Here is a 19,086-nt window from a genome sequence, read left to right as displayed (position 1 = left end):
TAAGAAAGGGAATGAATAACAAAGAGGCTTCACGCTTAATTGGAAGGCATTTTCATGAGGTTGATGATAAATTGTTGAACCTATTGGAATTATCCGAGAACCCTAGTAAGTCTGATTTGCTATTGGCAAGTATTGAACAGCGTGCAAAGCGGTTGAGACCTGTTCCTTTTGCGGAGGCCATTAATTTTAGGGAAAGTTATACCTATGCCAAGTATATTTTCATTCCTCTAGGGCTTCTTGCCTTTATCTGGGTGTCTGGAAACATAGTATCTTTTTTCAATTCCAATGAGAGGGTCATGAACTATGATCTGGTCTATGAGCGCCCTGCGCCGTTTAAGTTCAAAGTGCTTAATGAATCGTTGACGGTGTTGGATAAGGAACCATTGGTGATTAAGGTTACTACAGAGGGAAGTGTAAAGCCGGAGAACATCTTTATGGTTATGAATGGGGAACAAATGATGCTAAGGGATGAAGGTGAATTCTATAGCTATACGTTTGATGCACCTGTTATGGAATCTACTTTTTTTTTGACAGCAAACGGATGGAACTCCCGAAGCTATAATATAGTTAGTCGCAGGACCCCTACCTTGACGGATTTTGCAATGGTTTTTGATTTCCCTAATTATTTGAAGCGAACACCAGAAGAGGTCACAGGGACTGGTAATGCGTTGGTCCCAGAAGGCACTAGAGTGTCATGGAGGATTACTGGTGATTATGTTGATGGTATTGAAATGCATGCTCCAGATTCCACATATCTATTTTCAAAGGATGGAGAATTTTTTACGTATCAACATAGATTATATAAAGATTATCAGTATGAGTTAAGTACATCAAATTCATTCGTGTCCGATTTTGAACGACTAAATTACCGAATAGACGTTGTCAGGGATGAAAAGCCCACCATACAGGTAGAACAAGTTTTGGATACGCTAAACCCTAACCAATCTTTTTATAGTGGACAAGCAGCGGATGACTATGGGATTACCAAGATACAGTTGGTTTGTTTTCCTGCTGCTGATGTTCAAGCAGAACAAAGAATTGTTTTGGAATCTCCAAAATCTAGCGTACACCAATTTTATTACACGTTTCCTTCAGGGCTTCAGTTGCAGGCTGGAGTAAATTACAAGTTATTTTTTGAAGTAGTTGATAATGACGGTATTAGGGATGGTAAGATTAGTAGGAGTCAGGTGTTCAACGCTACACTTTTCAATGATAAAGAGCTGAAAAACAAGGAGTTAGAATTTCAAAGCAACACGATTAATAAGTTGGACCACTCCATTAAATCGTATAAGGAGCAAAAAGAAGAGTTGTCTAAATTGAATGATGCGCAAAAGGAGGAAAGGGGTCTCACCTTTGAAGACCGTAATCAGATTAAGGATTATTTGGAAAGGCAACAACGACAAGAACAGTTAATGGAAAAGTTTAGTCGTGAGCTGAACAAGAGTATCGATAAAAGTGCCCAGGATAGTGAGCGGCAAAAGATGCTTAAGGAAAGGCTGGAAAGGCAGGAAATTGAGGCCAGAAAGAATGAGAGACTTTTAGAGGAACTCAATAAAATTGCGGAACAGATTGAAAAGGAAGAGCTGCAAAAGCGATTGGAAGAATTGGGTAAAAATCAAAGTAAGAACGCAAGAAACCTAGAGCAAATCCTAGAGTTAACAAAGCGATATTATGTCACTGAGAAAATGTCCCAGCTCGCGAGCGATTTAGAGGAATTGGCCAAAAGGCAGGAAGAGTTGAGTGATAAAGGTAAGGACAATCAATCTCTGGAAGATCAAAAGAAGGTTAACGATGAGTTTAAGGAGTTGTCAAAACAATTGGATGAATTAAGGAAGGACAATGATGATTTGGCAAAGCCCATGCCGTTGGAGGTTTCCAAGAAGGAGCAAGAAGAAGTAAAAGAGGACCAAGAGGACGCTCTTGAAGAGTTGGAGAAGATGAAAAAAACTGATGAACAAGGGGGGAGCCAACAAAATGCATCAAAGAAACAAAAATCTGCCGCCCAAAAAATGGAAGAGATGAGTAATGCAATGCAGCAAGCTGCATCATCTGGAGGGTCATCGGATTCTGAGGACGCAGAGATGCTAAGGCAGATTCTGGACAATTTGGTGACATTTTCTTTTAAGCAAGAAAATTTGTTTGATAAGGTAGAAAATAGTGATGCAGATATTTCCCAGTTCTCTAAAACTGTGCGTGATCAAAAGGAACTTAGAAGGTTGTTTGAGCATGTGGATGATAGTTTGTTTGCACTCTCTTTGCGGAGAACTGAACTTTCAGAATTTGTGAACGAGCAGATTACGGAAGTGTATTATAACATTGATAAGTCATTGGAGAGTATAGCTGAAAATCAAATTTATCAGGGAGCCTCTTATCAACAGTACGTAATCAATGCCACTAATTCCTTGGCTGATTTTTTGGCCAATATCTTGGATAACATGCAGCAAAATATGAAACCTGGTCAAGGGAGTGGGCAAGGCTCAGATTTTCAATTACCGGATATTATTCAGGGGCAACAGAGCATACAGGACAAAATGCAGGGTAATGGAAACAGCAGTAAGCCATCACAACAAGAAGGGCAAGGACAAGAAGGAACCGAAAAGGGAAATTCATCAGGAGACAAGAATCAAGGTAACACTAGTAATGGTGATGGAGAAGAAAACAAGCAAGGAGGACAGGGTTTAGGGGATGATGAGCTAGGGTTGGATGAGGTTTATGAAATATACAAAGAACAACAGTTTTTAAGACAACAATTAGAGGAGCAACTTAACGATATGTTGAATAAGGGTGACCAAAATCTAGCCAAAAAGCTTATCCAACAGATGGAAGATTTTGAGAACGATTTGTTGGAGAATGGCATTACCGAGCGTACTAGGAGTAAATCCAACAGGATTCAGCACGAGCTAATGAAGTTGGAAAATGCTACACTTACTCAAGGGGAGAAGAAGGAGCGTGAAAGCACTGTGAACAAGAATGATTTCTCTAACCCCATAACTACCAGACCAGACCTTCTTAAAGATTATCAAAACGACACCGAAATATTAAACAGGCAAGCACTACCTTTGCGACAAAATTACAATAAGAAGGTAAAGGTGTATTTTAAAAATGATTGAGTTTCATTTTAAGTCTGAGTTTCAATTAGAAAATATAGCGCAGCATTCCGATTGGGTTAGTAGAATAATCAATTCTGAAGATTTTGTTGTGGGCCAGGTTGATTATATTTTTTGCTCAGACGAAGACCTTTTGAAGATAAATGTAGAGTATTTAAATCACGACACCTTAACGGACATTATCACTTTTGATTATTCAGATGGGACTACTATTTCAGGGGATGTTTTTATTTCCACGGATAGGGTCATGGAGAATGCCGTTACTTTTAATGTTGATTTTGGCGAAGAGCTTTTAAGGGTAATGAGCCATGGCGTTTTACACCTTATGGGATACGGGGATAAGTCCGAAAAAGAGGCCTCGCTGATGAGGAAGAAAGAAGAAGAAAAAATAAAAATGTTCCACGTGGAACAATAGGATATGTTTGAGAGTGAATATGATGTTATAGTAGTTGGAGGGGGTCATGCTGGTGCAGAAGCAACGGCTGCTGCTGCAAACATGGGGTCAAAGACTCTTTTGGTCACCATGAACCTTCAAACTATAGGGCAAATGTCCTGCAATCCTGCTATGGGCGGCATAGCTAAGGGGCAAATTGTCCGGGAGATTGATGCGCTCGGCGGGTACAGCGGGGTTATTACCGACAAGTCCGCTATTCAGTTTAAAATGCTGAATAAATCCAAGGGTCCAGCTATGTGGAGCCCAAGGGCACAGAATGACCGTATGCGTTTTGCAGAGGAGTGGAGGCTTGCCTTGGAAAACACACCCAATGCTGATTTTTACCAAGAGATGGTTTCTGGTTTGGTAATTGAAAATGGAAAGGTGGTCGGTGTTAGGACGTCGCTTGGAATAGACATCAGGGCCAAGGCAGTTGTGCTGACAAATGGCACTTTCTTAAATGGACTTATCCACATTGGGGAGAAACAGTTTGGCGGGGGAAGAGCGGGTGAAAAAGCGGCTACGGGTATTACTGAGCAACTGGTTGGTTTAGGATTTGATAGTGGTCGCATGAAGACCGGAACACCCCCAAGAGTAGATGGCCGATCTTTGGATTATTCAAAAATGATTCCTCAACCTGGAGATGTAAATCCAGAAAAATTCTCCTATTTAGACACTCCGGTACTTAAAGAACAACGGGATTGTTACATGACTCATACGAGTGCTGTTGTGCACGAATTGTTGCGCGAAGGCTTTGATCGCTCACCTATGTTCAATGGACGAATTAAAAGTTTAGGTCCTAGATATTGCCCCTCTATTGAGGATAAGATTAATAGGTTTTCAGAGAAGGACGCGCATCAAATTTTTGTTGAGCCAGAAGGTTGGGATACAGTTGAAATTTACGTCAATGGGTTTTCTACTTCTTTGCCAGAAGATGTGCAGTACAAAGCGCTTAAATCTGTAAAAGGATTTGAAAAGGTTAAATTCTTTAGGCCAGGATACGCTATAGAGTATGATTATTTTCCGCCAACACAGTTAAAGCATACACTAGAAACTAAGTTAGTTGAGAACTTGTATTTTGCAGGTCAGATTAATGGGACCACTGGATATGAGGAAGCTGCTTCCCAAGGTTTGATTGCTGGGATAAATGCCCATTTAAAGATTAATGAAAAAGAGCCCTTCATATTAAAAAGAGATGAGGCATATATTGGGGTTTTGGTAGATGATCTAATTACCAAGGGAACAGAAGAACCTTATAGAATGTTTACCTCCAGGGCAGAATACAGGACACTGCTTCGTCAAGACAATGCCGATCTTAGGCTTACCCCTAAAGGTTTTTCCATTGGGTTGGCCAAGGAAGAGCGTTTACGCAGAATGGAAAGTAAGCAAGAAAAATCAAGGGAATTCATAGGATTTTTTAAAAAGACAAGCTTTGACCCTGATGAAATAAATCCCATTTTAGAATCTTTGGATTCTGCCACCGTAAAACAGTCTGATAAGCTTTTTAAGGTTTTTTCCAGGCCAAAGGTAACTATGGACCACATGCTTCAGTTGGAATCTGTTTCGGCTTTTGTGACAGAAAATGAATTGAGTTCTGAAGTCCTTGAGCAAGCAGAAATCGAGGTCAAATATTCGGGATATATTAAAAAGGAAAAAAGCAATGCGGATAAATTGCATCGATTGGAGAATGTAAGAATTCCAGATAATTTTGATTATTCAAAGCTGAAGTCATTGTCCTTTGAAGCTCGCGAGAAACTACAGGCGATTCAACCTGTAACCATATCTCAGGCTTCAAGAATTAGCGGGGTATCTCCATCAGACATAAGTGTTCTACTGGTATTTTTGGGACGATAAAAGTTTTGTTCCACGTGGAACAAATACCTTTTTAGTTCTCTCCATTTAGGTATGTTTTCAAACACATAAAAGTTTCTTGTAAAGGCATGAAGTTATTTTTAAAGACTAAGGATTTTTCTGTTTCAGGAGAATCTTTTGAATTGTTAAAAGATGAGGATTTGGACATGCTAATCACTACCCCCCAACCAAATGACTTGGCACTCTACTACGATAGCGAGAACTATATTTCACATACAGATGCGAAAACATCTTTTACAGACAGATTATATCAGACCATAAAGAGAAGAAACCTCAAAAACAAGACTCAAATAGCTGATAATCAAAATGTTGAGCATAAAAACTTGCTCGATATTGGGGCAGGAACAGGAGATTTTTTGGTTTCGGCCAAATCTAATGGTTTTTCAGTGTCCGGGGTAGAGCCCAATGAGAAGGCGCGGACGAATGCTGCTTCCAAAGGAATAGAACTGCACAAGGATTTGGGTGAGTTAAATGGGATGCAGTTTGATGTAATTACCTTATGGCATGTGCTGGAGCATTTACCCAATCTAGACCAACAAATAGAACAAATAGTTTCACTACTTAAAGAAGATGGATCTTTGTTTGTGGCTGTTCCTAATTTTAAATCGATGGATGCCAAGTATTACAAAAACTTTTGGGCGGGCTATGATGTACCAAGACATTTATGGCACTTTTCAAGAACCGCCATATCCAAACTTTTTGAAAAGCACCATATGAAAGTTGTTCGAACAAGGCCCATGCTGTTCGATGCATTTTATGTTTCCATGCTCTCGGAGAAATACAAAGGAAACCCATTCTATTTAATTAGTGCTTTTTTTGTGGGATTGTGGTCTAACTTCAGTGCGTGGTTCACCAAAGAGCATTCCTCCATCATTTATGAACTAAAAAGAGCAGAATAAGCCTTTAGGGCGCGATTCCTGCGTCCATTCTGGTTGGTTTGGACGAATGCCTTCAGAAGAAACGAAAAGCGATTTAGGGCTTGTTTATGGGGGCTTGATTCAATAGTCATTAACAATGATTTCTATTCGAACGAATAGATATTTCTTATAGCGATGAAGGTCACGACTTTACTTCACAAAAAGATAATGACGAGCATTCCAAAAGCTTTTCTATTTTTGCGCATCATTAAAAAGTGAAACATGAAAAAAATTATAATGCTAGCCGTGGTTTTGACAACAATGGCATGCCAACAAAACAAGATTGGTTATGTAGACAGTGTGAAGCTCATGGACGGATATCAAGAAAAAATTGATGTTGAAGCGAGATTCAAGACGAAAGCTGATGCCATGACAAAAAAACGCGACAGCATTTCCCAATCCTTCCAAATGGAATTACAGGCTTTCCAGACAAAGGCACAAAGCATGTCTCAAAAAAATGCCCAAGAAGAATATGGCCAATTGCAACAACGCGGTCAGTTTGTTGGACAGCAATTACAACAAGAGGAACAACAACTTCAACAGACCAGCCAAGCAGAAATGGATACTTTGGTGAAGAAGGTAAAAAAGGAAATCAAGGATTATGGAAAGGCCAACGGCTATACCTATATTTTAGGAGGTGGTGACGGTGGAGCGGTGCTCTATGGAGAAGACACAAAGGACCTTACAGAAACCATCTTGAAGATTTTAAATGATAAGTACGAAAAATAGGAACTTGTCCAAAAGAATTTCATAAGGCCCAATTTATTGGGCCTTATTTTTTATCAAGTAACTCCAGGGTAACTAAATAGGCACAGTGATCGGACGCCACGGTATCCTGTATGACCTTTGTTTCAAGAATCTTCCACCTATCTTTGGGAAGGAACATTACATAATCGATTTTTTTGGCAGGATGGTCAGAAGGATATGTTGGCGCAATATTGTTTTCGTCATAACTAGCGTTCCAAACTTCTTCAAGTATGGAAATAGGAATGCTTCCCGGGACATCGTTTAAATCCCCGGCCAAAATGGTGGGATAACGGTTTTGGGAAAAGGTGGTGTTCACATGTTTAGTCTGGGCAATGCGATCGGTTGCATCTTTTAAATGGTCCAAATGTGTGCCAACAAATGCAATGGTGTCACCAGAAGGAAGCATTGTAATCACTTCTAGAGCCGCTCTGGGTTCGTTTTGTGGGCTATGTGGCAAAGCTACATTTCGGGTATTTATAAAAGTGTGTTTGGACAAAATTCCTTCTCCATATTCCCCATCATCGTATGACATGGCCTTTCCAAAGAGAGGAACCAATTTGGTGCGCCAACCCAGTTCCGTCACCAAATCATATTTTTTGGCCCTATTGGTCATAAAGTCCACTTCTTGAAGGGCAACAAAATCGGGTTTGGCATCTTGAATAACTTTGGCCAGAACATCTAGGTTAAAATCTCCTTTGGTTGTGGCACCATGCAGAATATTAAAAGTAAGCACACGTACTACAGGGTTATGTGCCGCATTGGTTTGTCCAATCATTATTGAACAAATCAATAGGGCAATCAAGCAAAGTAATTTTCTTAACTTCATTTAAATAAGGTTGGATTACATAAAAATTATTGGAGCAAGTACACCAAAAACACGGTAGGAATCAAATACACCACAATGGTTTTTGCGCCTTCGTAATCTTTGGCCATTCGCTGTCCAAAAAGTAAGAGCAACAATGTAATGGCAGATACCACAGCACTGTAAAAAGCAATTGAACTTTCACCTTCAAAAAGAAACTGAAAAATGGCAACTGCAGCCAAAATGCCGGAAACCATCTCCAAAAAAAGAACAGTGCCCAATAGAAATGGAACAATGCCCTTAAAAGCTGTTTTGGCAAAATGGCCACTAAGCCAACTTAGGTTTCCCCTCCAATCAACAATCTTATCTAAACCACTTTGTAAGAAGGTAATGGTCAGAAAAATGAGTAAAAGAATTTCGGTGGTGTATGCAGTAAAATTTTCCATGGTCAGGTAAATTTAGGCGGCTTTGGTGTGTAACAGCCGTGTTAATTTTATGGATAGGTCGGTAAAGATCAACTTGGAATTTCCATTACGTTCCACGTGAAAAATCGCCTTTTCCAGTTCCTCCACAATATCCAAAATATTGTTTTCATGGACAAAGGGCGCAAAGCGCTTCAGGTCAAAGTCCTCCATATGGATTTTGGTATACACAAGTTCATGGGCATTATAGTTGAGCAACAAGGCTTGGCGCATAAGAGACAAGCAATAGTTCAGGAACTGTTTTTGTACTTCCCTCCCTGTTTTGGCCACTTCATCGCTCCACAAGATGAGTTCCTGGATAGCAGCTTTATTACCCCTTGCTTTAAAGGCGCTTCTCACCCATTGTACAAACCATCGCTCAAAAACGAGGTCCTCGGAATCTTTGTTCAACAGATCCAAAGCCTTGTTGAAATTGCCATGGGCCTCTTGAGCTATGGCATGTGCTTCGGTCTGACTTACTCCACGGTTGGTGAGCTCGTCCAAAATATTTTGTTCCGCCAACGGAGGGAAATGCAAAATCTGACACCGGGATCTAATGGTATTAATGATTTGTTCTTCCTCTTCGGCCAACAAGAGCAAAACCGTTTTTTCTGGGGGCTCTTCTATGAGTTTAAGCAGTTTGTTGGCGGCGGAAATGTTCATTTTTTCAGCCATCCAAACCATTAAGACTTTGTACCCTCCCTCATACGATTTCAATGAAAGCTTTTTGACCATATCCTGGGCTTCGTCCACACCAATTTGCCCCTGCTTCTTCTCAATGCCAATATGTCTGTACCAATCAAAAAGATTGCCATAGGGCTGTTCTTTTACAAATTGCCTCCATTCTTGCAGATAATGGTCACTTACCGCATGTGATTTCACCTTGTCCGAACTGGCTACGGGAAATGCAAAATGGAGGTCAGGGTGGGATAAAGAGGCACATTTGGTGTTGCAAACAGCATCGCCACCTTCATTTTCACCTCCAGTGTTTTTACAGAGCAGATATTGGGCATAGGCCAATGCCATGGGAAGTACCCCAGAACCTTCCGGGCCAACAAATAGTTGAGCGTGGGCCACCCTACCAGAATCGGCAGTGGTCACCAAATGGTTTTTAAGGTGCTCCAGACCCAGGACATTTTTAAACAGCATGCTCCAAAGATAAGGTTTTTAGGGGCTTGGTCTTTTCACGTTTTTTTGGATTAGCAACCAAAAAATAACAATACGGACCAAGGCAAAAGGCAGGAAATCTTTACTTTTGGACTTCTCATAAAGACACACTACATGAAGACGATAGACGATTACAATTTTGATGGAAAGAAAGCATTGATAAGGGTTGATTTCAATGTGCCTTTGGATGGCGACTTTAACGTAACGGACACCAGTAGGATAGAGGCGGCAAAGCCTACCATCCTTAAGGTTTTGGAAGATGGGGGTTCTGCCATTTTAATGAGCCATTTGGGACGGCCAAAAGGAAAAGTGAATCTGGACATGTCCCTTTCCCATATTTGTGAAACGGTATCGGAAATTATTGGTGTACAAGTAAAGTTTGCAGGGAACTGTGTGGGCAAAGTGGCGGATGATGCCGTAGCCGAGCTAAAAAGCGGGGAGGTTCTTTTGTTGGAAAACCTTCGGTTCCATGCAGAGGAAGAAGCAGGCGATACCTCTTTTGCTGAAGCCTTGGCCAAGCACGGGGACATTTATATAAACGATGCCTTCGGAACGGCCCACCGAGCACACGCCTCTACCACCATTGTGGCCCAATTCTTCCCTGGGAATAAATGTTTCGGATATTTATTGGCCAAAGAAATCAAAGCTATCGAAAAAGTGATGCAGACCGGTGAAAAACCGGTAACTGCCATCTTGGGTGGGGCAAAAGTATCGTCCAAGATCACCATCATTGAAAATATATTGGACAAGGTGGACAACCTTATTATTGGCGGTGGTATGACCTATACGTTTGTCAAAGCAAAAGGAGGTAGCGTAGGCGATTCCATTTGTGAGGACGACAAAATGGATTTGGCCTTGGATATTTTAAAACAAGCAGAGGCCAAGGGGGTCAAAGTACATATCCCTGTGGATGTTTTGGCTGCGGATGCCTTTGACAACAACGCCAACACTCAGTTTGTGGACGTGGATAAAATCCCTGATGGATGGCAAGGTCTGGATGCTGGGCCAAAGACTTTGGAAAACTTTAAGGAGGTAATCTTAAACTCAAAGACCATACTTTGGAACGGACCTGTTGGTGTGTTTGAAATGGAGACTTTTGCCGAAGGAACTATCGCTATTGGAAACTTCATAGACGAGGCCACTCAAAAAGGGGCCTTTTCCCTAGTTGGGGGTGGAGATTCCGTAGCAGCGGTGAAACAATTCGGTTTTGAGGACAAAGTGAGCTACGTATCCACAGGAGGAGGCGCCATGTTGGAGAGCCTTGAAGGGCGAACCCTACCAGGAATCGCTGCAATATTGGACTAGTCCATACGTTATGGATTAATGGGACTTATCCCAAATAATTGTGTTTTGGGCTGAAAAACTTTAGTATTTCAGAAAAAAACGCCATTTTCGTTGGTCCCTACAACTCAAATCCTGTCCAAATGAACCAAATTTTGAAAACAGCGGTATGCGCAGCGCTGATTTTTGCGGCTCCCTTGGGGTATGCTCAACAAGTTGATTCCATCCCATCCTCTACCTTGGATACTACCAAGTTGAAAACAGGGGAACTCCAGAACATTTCGATTTCGGAAAAGAAACTCGATGGGAATTTGGTGGCGTTGGAAGTCGGTTCCAAGGAAAAAATCCAATTGCAGGATTTGGAGGCAGCTCGCAGGTACGACAGCCTATGGCTGAAAGAACTTCACGGAAGCGCACAGTTGTTCAGCGATATGCTTTTGGAAGTTGAAAATGGACCGGGAAGCGATTCCATCGTTGTTGTGGATCTGCCCACGGACACCTTGAAGGCCCGTTTGGCATTGATGAATGAAAAAACGCCATTCAATATTTCGTACAATCCATCATTGGAAAGTGTGATCAAATCTTTTTTGACGCGTAGAAGGGATTTGATGCAACGCATGATTACGGCAAGCCAATTTTATTTTCCTTTGTTCGAACAGGAATTGGACAACCATGACATCCCCTTGGAGATCAAATACCTTGCCATTATAGAATCCGCCTTGAACCCAAGGGCTAGATCTAGGGTAGGCGCCAAAGGATTGTGGCAGTTTATGTATGGAACCGGAAAAATGTATGGGTTGGATGTAAGCAGTTATGTGGATGAGCGCCATGATCCCATTATGGCAACCAAGGCTGCGAGTAAATACCTTTCCAAGCTCTATGATATTTTTGATGATTGGGATTTGGCCCTTGCGGCGTATAACTCTGGCCCAGGGAATGTGAACAAAGCCATTCGCCGATCGGGAGGATATGAAAACTATTGGAACATACGTCCGTTCCTTCCACGTGAAACAGCGGGATACCTACCTGCATTTTTGGCGACCATGTATATTTTTGAGTATGCGGAGGAGCATGGACTGCAATACAAAAAGGCGGACAGGCCCTATTTTGAAACGGATACCATCCATGTAAAGAACTTGATTTCCTTTGATCAAATTTCAAAGCTGGTGGACATCAGCACCGAAGAATTGGAAATGCTTAACCCCGCGTACAAACTTAATATCATACCCAAGGTTAAAGGTAAAAACTATGCACTACGTTTACCAAAATCCAAGATAGGAAAGTTTGTTGCCAACGAAGAACAGATTTATGCCTATGTGAAACAAGAAATGGAATCCCAAGAGAAACCATTGCCCCAAATGATTACGGCCAACGACCAAATTCGTTACAAGGTAAAAAGTGGGGATTATTTGGGTAAGATTGCTGAGCGATATGGTGTAGGGGTAAGCCAGATCAAGTCATGGAACGGGTTACGGAGCAATAACCTGCGTGTGGGTCAACGGCTGACAATTTTCCCAAGAAAACCGTATATCCCAACCAAAACGGCAACAGTTAAAACAAACACTTCAAAGCAATCTTCCGGAAGTGTGGCGAGCAACTCAAAGGTACATACGGTACAACCTGGGGATTCCCTTTGGACCATATCAAGAAAATATCCTGGAGTTTCTGTTGAAAATTTACGAGAATGGAACGGTCTTAGTAGCAATAACCTAAAACCGGGCACAAAACTTAAATTGTGCGATTGTTCTTCGTAAATTTAGCTTGATATGAAAAACTTTGGAACACTATACTGCACCATACTTCTTTTGGTGCTATGGTCTTGTAAGGATACAGGATCTAAAGAACGATTTCTTCCACCATCAACGGGTGGCATAAATTCATTGATGGTCGTTATGGACACCGAACTTTGGCAGGGAGGTGTAGGGGATAAGATAAGGGAGCATTTTGCTGCCCAAGTTTTGGGAGTCCCCCAAAGAGAACCAATCTTTACCATAACACAGTTACCGCCAAGAGTGTTCAAAGGAGCAACCACCTACTCCAGATCTATTCTTATTGTGGAGCAAGATTCCACCTCTTTGGCACATATAAAATCAAACGTATATGCCACTCCCCAAAAAATTGCGGTGGTAACAGGAAGGAGCCATGAAGAATTAGTGCAAAATTTGGATTCATTGGCTCCAAAGGCCGTTTCTACATTTAAACAATTGGAAATAGAAGAGGCCCAAAGACGATTTAAACGCTCTCTGAGCAAGGATAAAGCGCTGCAAGAAGAATTTGGCATAAGCCTTGAAGTGCCCTCTTTGTATAAAGTAGGAAAGCGTGAAAAAAACTTTGTGTGGATGGATATCCAAATCCCAAAAGGTACAATGAATGTTATAGCTTATGAAATGCCTTGGAACAGCTTTTCCAATGATTCCACTTTTGTGGAAGATATCGTAAAGATGCGCGATTCCATAGGGGAAAAATATGTTCCTGGACCGTATGAGAATACATTCATGATGACGGAAAAAGCGTTCGCTCCCTATATATTTCCTGCGGAAATAGGAGGAAAAAAAGGTGTTGAGGTACGGGGGATATGGGAAATTAACGGATACCCAATGGCGGGTCCTTTTTTAACGTATATCATCAACGATGAAGAGAACAAAAGAAAAATGGTATTGGAAGGCTTTACATTTGCCCCCTCGGCAGAAAAACGGGATTATATGTTTGAACTGGAAGCTATTTTAAAAACGGTCAACTTCAATCCAACTCCGTAGAAGACCTATAACTTTTTAAAACAGGAAGGCCCGAACCATTGGTTCGGGCCTTCCTGTTTTTTGTATGTTTTTCAAGAGAGTTCTCAATCGAAAGCAAAGCCAGTGGCTATTCTGTATACAAACGCATATAGAACAATAAAGAACATCACAAAACTGAACCATGCGAATATTCTAAAGTACTTTTCTATAAGGAAGTGTCCTAGGTTTCGAAAAGCTTCCAAGTAAATTTCTTTAACGAGTAATAGTTTTTTCATAAGTAAGATTTAAAGATTTAAGACTTAGCAAAGATTTGGATTTCCAAACACCGTTAAAAAACTAAAGGATGAAATACCTAAAAAGAAAGATTAAAGTGGAGTGTAGCCCTTCGGAATCCACAAAACACCTGCATTCATCGGTGAATGACTTTGTAGGGAGGTGTTGTTTGGCGAGAGAAATAGTCGATGTACGGCATTTACCAAATAAAAAAGCCCCGATATTATCGGGGCGCTATGTTTTATTGACGAACTATAATGAATTCTGAACGACGGTTTTGTTGATGTCTTTCCCTGGAGCACGGCACTCCATCGGAACAGTTGTTCAGCAACCGCTCTTCTCCGTAGCCTATGGCACTTTCAATTCTGGAAGGATCAATGCCTTGGGATATAATGTAATCCCGTGTAGATTGTGCTCGTTTGTCCGAGAGGTATTTGTTATAGGAACTACTACCTATGGCATCGGTGTGCGCCTCAATTTTAATGACCATGCTTTTGTACTCGTTCAATACGGCCACAAGCTTGTCAAGTTCTTTGGCGGCTCTTGGCCGAATGGAATATTGATCAAAATTAAAATGAATGGCATCTGGCTCCAACACAACAATACTCTTTTCCTCATCAATGATCTCCTTAAGTTGTTTTAGGGATTGGGATACTTCAATACGTTCATTTTTCTTGGTCGCGGCTTTTGTTGTATCCTCAAAATATCCTTTTCTGGATGTTTTGATCGTGTATTCGGTATTTGTGTTCAGGTCTTTAAAATTATAGTTTCCATCCGCATTGGTCATCGTTTCGGCAACAAGCCCGCCTTCATTGTTCAATAAGGCCACTGAAGCCTCGGAAATTGCTTTGCCGGTTAAGGCATCCTTCACCGTGCCCACAATGGTATTTTTATTTAGCACATAAGCGAATGAGTAAATATCGTCGTCACCCTTGCCTCCCTTTCGGTTTGAAGCAAAATATCCTTTTTCACCAGTAGCATCAATGATATATGAAAAATCATCTCTATTGCTGTTCACAGGTTGACCAAGGTTGTAGGCAGGACTAAATAAATTATCGACAAAATCGGCCTTGTAAATATCCAATCCACCAAATCCCATGGCCCTGTCAGATGAAAAATATAGGGTTCCTTCCGTCACATAAGGAAACATTTCCTTTCCTTGGGTGTTAATTCCCCTCCCGAGATTTGTAGGCTGAGAGAAAGTGTTATTTTCCAAAATATCCGCAACATAGATATCCGTTTGCCCATAACCTCCCGGACGATCGGAAACAAAGTAGATTTTCTTTCCATCGGAACTTATGGCAGGGTGTCCTGTGGAATAATTTTCACTGTTGAAAGAAACCTCTCGACCCTCGGTCCATTCGCCATTTATGAGTTTGGACACATAAATTTTTAGATGATTTATGCCGTTTTTCCCGCGTTTTAGTTTTTTTCCGTAATTGTTTCTGGTGTAGTACACGGTTTTTTGATCGGGAGAAAAAGCAATGGACGCTTCGTGATATTTTGTATTGATGGTCTTTGAAAATTTCTTCGGACCCATAAAATCAGTTCCTTCAGAATTTCCTTTAGCAACATAAAGGTCTAGAAAGGGTTGGTTGTTCCAACGATACCTTCTTGTAGTAAGGAACGAGGTGTCTCTTGCCGAAGCAAATACCACATCAGCGTCTTTGTGGAACATTGGGGCAAAATCTGAATATTTTGAGTTGATAGACAGGTTTTTGATTTCGACTGAAGCGGCACCTTTCCATGTATTTGGAACTGTTTTTTCCAGTTCGTTCAGGGGCTCTTCCCTTTTTTGTCGGAACAACTTAGTGAGTTTGGCAGCTCTTCTATATTTTCCCAATCCCTTTAAACTATGGGTATATTTAAAGAAACGGTCCTCGGTAATTTCATCAGGATACCGTTCATATAATTCATTGTACCATGTATAGGATTTTTCTAAATTTCCGCTGTAATAATGGGAGTCACCTGCTCGTGAAAGTAGCTTATATGTATGTTCTTCCTCACTCTTTTCAAGTACTATGTCGTATAAGCGAGCTGCTTCGGCATACCACATTTTTTCAAAGTACTCGTCGCCTTTTTTTATGAGTTTGGCCGTAGTGCCCTTTTTTCGGATAAACCTGGCCAATTGCTTTCGGTCAAGGTTCTCCAAATGGTTTATCCCGTTGGTTTTATCAGGGGAACTCCAGTCGTCCCCATTTTCGAATGTAGAGACACTATCCCCATCAAATTGCAAAAGAGATATCTCTTGGGATTTTACCCCAAGGGTAATTATAAAAAGAAAAGGTAAAATCAGTTTTTTCATTGCACTCTGTCTGCGCAGCTAATCAATTATTTGATTAACTGGAGGCTAAGCAAAGAGAGCTTAACGTCGTTTTCAAACGCTAAAATAGGATAAGGAAAAAGTTGGGCTAACTTTTTGTTGTGAAAGATGGAATTTATGGCATGTACACGACAAAAATGTGGTTCTTTATCGAAAACCCCCAGTAAACATGAGGGTTTGCACGGCCAAAAAACATAGAGAATGGGAGGGGATTACTTTGTCTCGTTACCACCTTCTAATTTTTCCTCCTCTTTGGATGCATCTTTGAATTCTTTGATGCCGCTGCCCAAGCCCCTCATTAATTCGGGTATCTTTTTGCCTCCAAAAAGCAAAAGAACCACGACTACAATAAGTACAATTTGCCATGGACCAAGCATACCAAGTAAAATAGTTTGAGCAATCATAATGTCAAAACCTTTAAAAGTGAAAGGTAAAATTACTAAAAAGAACTGTAAGCGCCATCGTATTAACGAAAATTAGCAAAAGAGGACACTATTGTTAAAGAGTTGCGGCCCCAGTATTTTAAAAAGCTTAACATCAATATTAAAATCTAAGATTATCTTTGTTGATCATGGCAAAGGACAAGAAGAAAAGAAAGGAGATCAAACGAAAGCTGCTGCACAAGTATCGCTTAGTGATTCTCAATGAGAGTACTTTCGAGGAAAAGATTTCGTTCAAGCTCAGTAGGTTGAACGTTTTTGTGACTGGGATGCTTTTCATCATCGTTCTGATAGGCTTTACCACTTTACTTATAGCATTTACTCCACTTCGGGAGTATATACCCGGATATTCCTCTACTAGATTGAAACGCCAGGCCACGGAACTCACTTATAAGACAGACTCTTTGGTGAACGTGCTAAATTATACCAATGGGTATTTAGACAATGTTAGAAAGGTGCTCCGCGGGGATATTGAAAACAACGAAGCCAATCGGGATTCCCTTTTTGAGCAGTACAAACTTGACCCCTCTACCGTGGATTTAACACCCATACGACAAGATTTATTGCTAAGGGAAGAAGTAGAATTAGAAGACAAATACAATCTTTTTGAGAGGAATATAGAAAACGTTGGAACGTTACTCTTTTCGCCATTGAGCGGAACCCTATCCCAAAGATTTGACCCTAAGACAAAACACTATGCCGTGGATGTTGTTGCGCCAAAGGATTCTCCTGTTAAATCTATTGCGGATGGTACGGTACTCTTTGCGGAATGGACTTCAGAAACCGGTTATGTGATCATTATTGAACACCAAGACGGCCTAACCTCGGTATACAAACACAATGGGTCATTGAGCAAATCGCAGGGCGATTTGGTAAAAGTTGGAGAGGTAATAGCATCTATTGGAAATACGGGAGAGTTGACTACTGGGCCACATTTGCACTTTGAACTTTGGAGAAAGGGAAAACCGGTAGACCCCTTAAACTATATCGACTTTGATTAAATGTCCTTAAAAGCCTTCGCCGCCAAAATCTTCGCTAAAAATGTTGCCCGAAAAACGGCCAAATGGGTTAAACACCCTGTTGAAACCCAGAAAAGGGTATTCAAACAATTGATTTCCGAAGCCACACAGACCCAATTTGGAAAAGATCATGATTTTAGACGTATAGAATCACACAAGGACTTTGTAGATAAAGTTCCTGTAAGGGATTATGAAGAACTCAAGGGGTATGTCCAAGAAATTCTAGCAGGCCAAGAAAGTATTTTATGGCCAGGAAAGCCCATTTATTTTGCGAAGACCTCTGGAACCACTTCGGGAGCAAAATACATCCCCATTACCAAGGCTTCCATAAAACATCAGGTAGAAGCGTCCCGAAATGCAATTTTAAGCTATATCCACGAAACGGGGAATGCAGATTTTGTGGACGGAAAAATGATTTTTCTCCAAGGAAGCCCTGTTTTAGAGGAAAAGAATGGCATCAAACTGGGTAGGCTCTCGGGAATTTCTGCCCATTATGTGCCCAATTATCTTCAGAAGAACCGATTGCCCAGTTGGGAAACCAATTGTATGGAAGATTGGGAAGCCAAGGTAGATAAAATTGTAGAGGAGACGGAGAAGGAGAACATGAGCGTTATTGCTGGAATCCCATCTTGGGTACAGATGTATTTTGAAAAGTTGAACGCAAAGGCGGGGAAAAAAGTCGGGGACTTGTTCAAGGAATTTCAATTGTTCATTTATGGCGGGGTAAACTATGAACCTTACAGAGCCAAATTTGAAAACTTGATTGGTAGAAAAGTAGACAGTATTGAATTGTTCCCGGCCAGTGAGGGCTTTTTTGCGTACCAAGACTCACAAAAAGAAAAAGGCATGTTATTGCTTTTGGATTCCGGGATTTTCTATGAATTTATTAAAGCCGATGAGTTTTTCTCAGATAACCCCAAGCGATTGACCATAGCTGATGTTGAGCTGGATGTGGACTATGCCATGGTCATTTCTACCAATGCAGGATTATGGGCGTACAATCTTGGGGATACCGTTCGGTTTGTTTCTAAAAACCCATATAGGATTATTGTTTCAGGACGTATAAAACACTTTATTTCGGCTTTTGGCGAGCACGTTATTGCAAAGGAGGTTGAAGAAGCATTACGTTTGGCCGTCGAACAGACCGATGCTTTGGTCAATGAGTTTACCGTGGCACCACAAACAGACCCAAAAAAGGGGGAACTACCCTATCATGAGTGGTTCATAGAGTTTGAAAAGGAACCTTCGGACAGCACAAAATTCTCCGCAATAATTGAAGAAAGCATGAAAGTGCAAAACAGTTATTACTACGACCTTATTGCCGGGAATATTCTTCAACCACTAAAAATTAGCCCAATTCAACAAGGAGGTTTTCAAGAGTACATGAAGACCTTGGGTAAATTGGGAGGCCAAAACAAAGTACAGCGACTCTCCAACGATAGAAAAGTGGCCAATGGGTTGGAACCCTTCAAAATATAGATTTTGGTAATCATGTAACTTTCGTAGGAA

The 19,086-nt window shown here is 41.0% G+C and carries 16 protein-coding genes; 10 read left to right on the top strand and 6 right to left on the bottom strand.

Annotation, left to right across the window (positions count from 1 at the left end; genetic code table 11):
• Positions 1–11 precede the first annotated feature (11 nt).
• From EZV76_RS02720 to EZV76_RS02700, 5 genes are all read left to right on the top strand, one after another.
• Positions 12–3,110 carry a coiled-coil domain-containing protein gene (locus tag EZV76_RS02720; RefSeq protein WP_236640843.1) on the top strand — a complete coding sequence of 1,033 codons (3,099 nt, stop codon included), beginning with the start codon at positions 12–14 and terminating at the stop codon, positions 3,108–3,110.
• On the top strand, positions 3,103–3,522 hold the full coding sequence (gene ybeY, locus EZV76_RS02715; protein WP_136565038.1) for an rRNA maturation RNase YbeY: 420 nt from the start codon (positions 3,103–3,105) through the stop codon (positions 3,520–3,522). The genes EZV76_RS02720 and ybeY overlap by 8 nt, the downstream gene beginning before the upstream one ends.
• Positions 3,523–3,525: 3 nt before the next feature.
• Entirely contained in the window at positions 3,526–5,394 is a 1,869-nt protein-coding gene (gene mnmG, locus EZV76_RS02710) for a tRNA uridine-5-carboxymethylaminomethyl(34) synthesis enzyme MnmG (protein ID WP_136565037.1), read from the top strand.
• Between the two features lie 86 nt (positions 5,395–5,480).
• Positions 5,481–6,311, top strand: coding sequence for a class I SAM-dependent methyltransferase (locus EZV76_RS02705; RefSeq protein ID WP_136565036.1), 831 nt, complete (start codon positions 5,481–5,483; stop codon positions 6,309–6,311).
• A gap of 240 nt (positions 6,312–6,551) precedes the next feature.
• On the top strand, positions 6,552–7,058 hold the full coding sequence (locus EZV76_RS02700) for an OmpH/Skp family outer membrane protein (protein WP_136565035.1): 507 nt from the start codon (positions 6,552–6,554) through the stop codon (positions 7,056–7,058).
• Between the two features lie 43 nt (positions 7,059–7,101).
• Here the strand turns inward: EZV76_RS02700 and EZV76_RS02695 are convergent, their stop codons facing one another.
• From EZV76_RS02695 to EZV76_RS02685, 3 genes are read right to left on the bottom strand one after another with little or no spacing between them, the layout of a single operon-like run.
• Positions 7,102–7,902, bottom strand: coding sequence for an endonuclease/exonuclease/phosphatase family protein (locus tag EZV76_RS02695; RefSeq protein WP_236640842.1), 801 nt, complete (start codon positions 7,900–7,902; stop codon positions 7,102–7,104).
• A gap of 26 nt (positions 7,903–7,928) precedes the next feature.
• A complete protein-coding gene (locus EZV76_RS02690) occupies positions 7,929–8,324 on the bottom strand; it encodes a DoxX family protein (protein WP_136565034.1) in 396 nt (131 codons plus the stop codon).
• A gap of 12 nt (positions 8,325–8,336) precedes the next feature.
• Entirely contained in the window at positions 8,337–9,488 is a 1,152-nt protein-coding gene (locus EZV76_RS02685; RefSeq protein WP_136565033.1) for a DNA polymerase III subunit, read from the bottom strand.
• A 132-nt stretch (positions 9,489–9,620) separates the two neighbouring features.
• On the opposite strand from EZV76_RS02685, the gene EZV76_RS02680 reads away from it, so the two are divergent.
• From EZV76_RS02680 to EZV76_RS02670, 3 genes are all read left to right on the top strand, one after another.
• On the top strand, positions 9,621–10,811 hold the full coding sequence (locus tag EZV76_RS02680; protein ID WP_136565032.1) for a phosphoglycerate kinase: 1,191 nt from the start codon (positions 9,621–9,623) through the stop codon (positions 10,809–10,811).
• A 119-nt stretch (positions 10,812–10,930) separates the two neighbouring features.
• Complete coding sequence (locus EZV76_RS02675; protein WP_136565031.1) at positions 10,931–12,541, top strand: lytic transglycosylase domain-containing protein; 1,611 nt, start codon at positions 10,931–10,933, stop codon at positions 12,539–12,541.
• A 12-nt stretch (positions 12,542–12,553) separates the two neighbouring features.
• Positions 12,554–13,543 carry a DUF4837 family protein gene (locus EZV76_RS02670; RefSeq protein ID WP_136565030.1) on the top strand — a complete coding sequence of 330 codons (990 nt, stop codon included), beginning with the start codon at positions 12,554–12,556 and terminating at the stop codon, positions 13,541–13,543.
• An 83-nt stretch (positions 13,544–13,626) separates the two neighbouring features.
• Here the strand turns inward: EZV76_RS02670 and EZV76_RS17180 are convergent, their stop codons facing one another.
• From EZV76_RS17180 to tatA, 3 genes are all read right to left on the bottom strand, one after another.
• Entirely contained in the window at positions 13,627–13,797 is a 171-nt protein-coding gene (locus EZV76_RS17180; RefSeq protein WP_201741816.1) for a DUF6747 family protein, read from the bottom strand.
• Positions 13,798–14,036: 239 nt separating this feature from the next.
• Positions 14,037–16,100: an OmpA family protein gene (locus tag EZV76_RS02665; protein ID WP_136565029.1), complete on the bottom strand. Its 2,064-nt coding sequence runs from the start codon at positions 16,098–16,100 to the stop codon at positions 14,037–14,039.
• 230 nt (positions 16,101–16,330) lie between these two features.
• Positions 16,331–16,522 (bottom strand): twin-arginine translocase TatA/TatE family subunit, encoded by a 192-nt coding sequence (tatA, locus tag EZV76_RS02660; protein WP_136565028.1) that lies wholly within the window; start codon positions 16,520–16,522, stop codon positions 16,331–16,333.
• A 167-nt stretch (positions 16,523–16,689) separates the two neighbouring features.
• On the opposite strand from tatA, the gene EZV76_RS02655 reads away from it, so the two are divergent.
• Both EZV76_RS02655 and EZV76_RS02650 read left to right on the top strand, forming a co-directional pair.
• Complete coding sequence (locus tag EZV76_RS02655; protein WP_136565027.1) at positions 16,690–17,559, top strand: M23 family metallopeptidase; 870 nt, start codon at positions 16,690–16,692, stop codon at positions 17,557–17,559.
• Entirely contained in the window at positions 17,560–19,056 is a 1,497-nt protein-coding gene (locus tag EZV76_RS02650; RefSeq protein ID WP_136565026.1) for a GH3 auxin-responsive promoter family protein, read from the top strand.
• The last annotated feature ends 30 nt before the right edge of the window (positions 19,057–19,086 follow it).

Origin of the sequence: Flagellimonas alvinocaridis (assembly GCF_004916895.1) — a bacterium.
Taxonomy (GTDB): domain Bacteria; phylum Bacteroidota; class Bacteroidia; order Flavobacteriales; family Flavobacteriaceae; genus Flagellimonas; species Flagellimonas alvinocaridis.
This window is presented reverse-complemented; position numbering and strand designations above follow the sequence as displayed.

What these genes read in the sequence shown, in the direction of transcription:
- EZV76_RS17180 (WP_201741816.1), bottom strand. Translation starts at nt 13,797, where the DNA reads ATGAAAAAACTATTACTCGTTAAAGAAATTTACTTGGAAGCTTTTCGA.
- EZV76_RS02665 (WP_136565029.1), bottom strand. Translation starts at nt 16,100, where the DNA reads ATGAAAAAACTGATTTTACCTTTTCTTTTTATAATTACCCTTGGGGTA.
- EZV76_RS02655 (WP_136565027.1), top strand. Translation starts at nt 16,690, where the DNA reads ATGGCAAAGGACAAGAAGAAAAGAAAGGAGATCAAACGAAAGCTGCTG.
- EZV76_RS02695 (WP_236640842.1), bottom strand. Translation starts at nt 7,902, where the DNA reads ATGAAGTTAAGAAAATTACTTTGCTTGATTGCCCTATTGATTTGTTCA.
- EZV76_RS02705 (WP_136565036.1), top strand. Translation starts at nt 5,481, where the DNA reads ATGAAGTTATTTTTAAAGACTAAGGATTTTTCTGTTTCAGGAGAATCT.
- ybeY (WP_136565038.1), top strand. Translation starts at nt 3,103, where the DNA reads ATGATTGAGTTTCATTTTAAGTCTGAGTTTCAATTAGAAAATATAGCG.
- EZV76_RS02680 (WP_136565032.1), top strand. Translation starts at nt 9,621, where the DNA reads ATGAAGACGATAGACGATTACAATTTTGATGGAAAGAAAGCATTGATA.
- EZV76_RS02700 (WP_136565035.1), top strand. Translation starts at nt 6,552, where the DNA reads ATGAAAAAAATTATAATGCTAGCCGTGGTTTTGACAACAATGGCATGC.
- EZV76_RS02670 (WP_136565030.1), top strand. Translation starts at nt 12,554, where the DNA reads ATGAAAAACTTTGGAACACTATACTGCACCATACTTCTTTTGGTGCTA.
- EZV76_RS02675 (WP_136565031.1), top strand. Translation starts at nt 10,931, where the DNA reads ATGAACCAAATTTTGAAAACAGCGGTATGCGCAGCGCTGATTTTTGCG.
- EZV76_RS02650 (WP_136565026.1), top strand. Translation starts at nt 17,560, where the DNA reads ATGTCCTTAAAAGCCTTCGCCGCCAAAATCTTCGCTAAAAATGTTGCC.
- mnmG (WP_136565037.1), top strand. Translation starts at nt 3,526, where the DNA reads ATGTTTGAGAGTGAATATGATGTTATAGTAGTTGGAGGGGGTCATGCT.
- tatA (WP_136565028.1), bottom strand. Translation starts at nt 16,522, where the DNA reads ATGATTGCTCAAACTATTTTACTTGGTATGCTTGGTCCATGGCAAATT.
- EZV76_RS02685 (WP_136565033.1), bottom strand. Translation starts at nt 9,488, where the DNA reads ATGCTGTTTAAAAATGTCCTGGGTCTGGAGCACCTTAAAAACCATTTG.
- EZV76_RS02720 (WP_236640843.1), top strand. Translation starts at nt 12, where the DNA reads ATGAATAACAAAGAGGCTTCACGCTTAATTGGAAGGCATTTTCATGAG.
- EZV76_RS02690 (WP_136565034.1), bottom strand. Translation starts at nt 8,324, where the DNA reads ATGGAAAATTTTACTGCATACACCACCGAAATTCTTTTACTCATTTTT.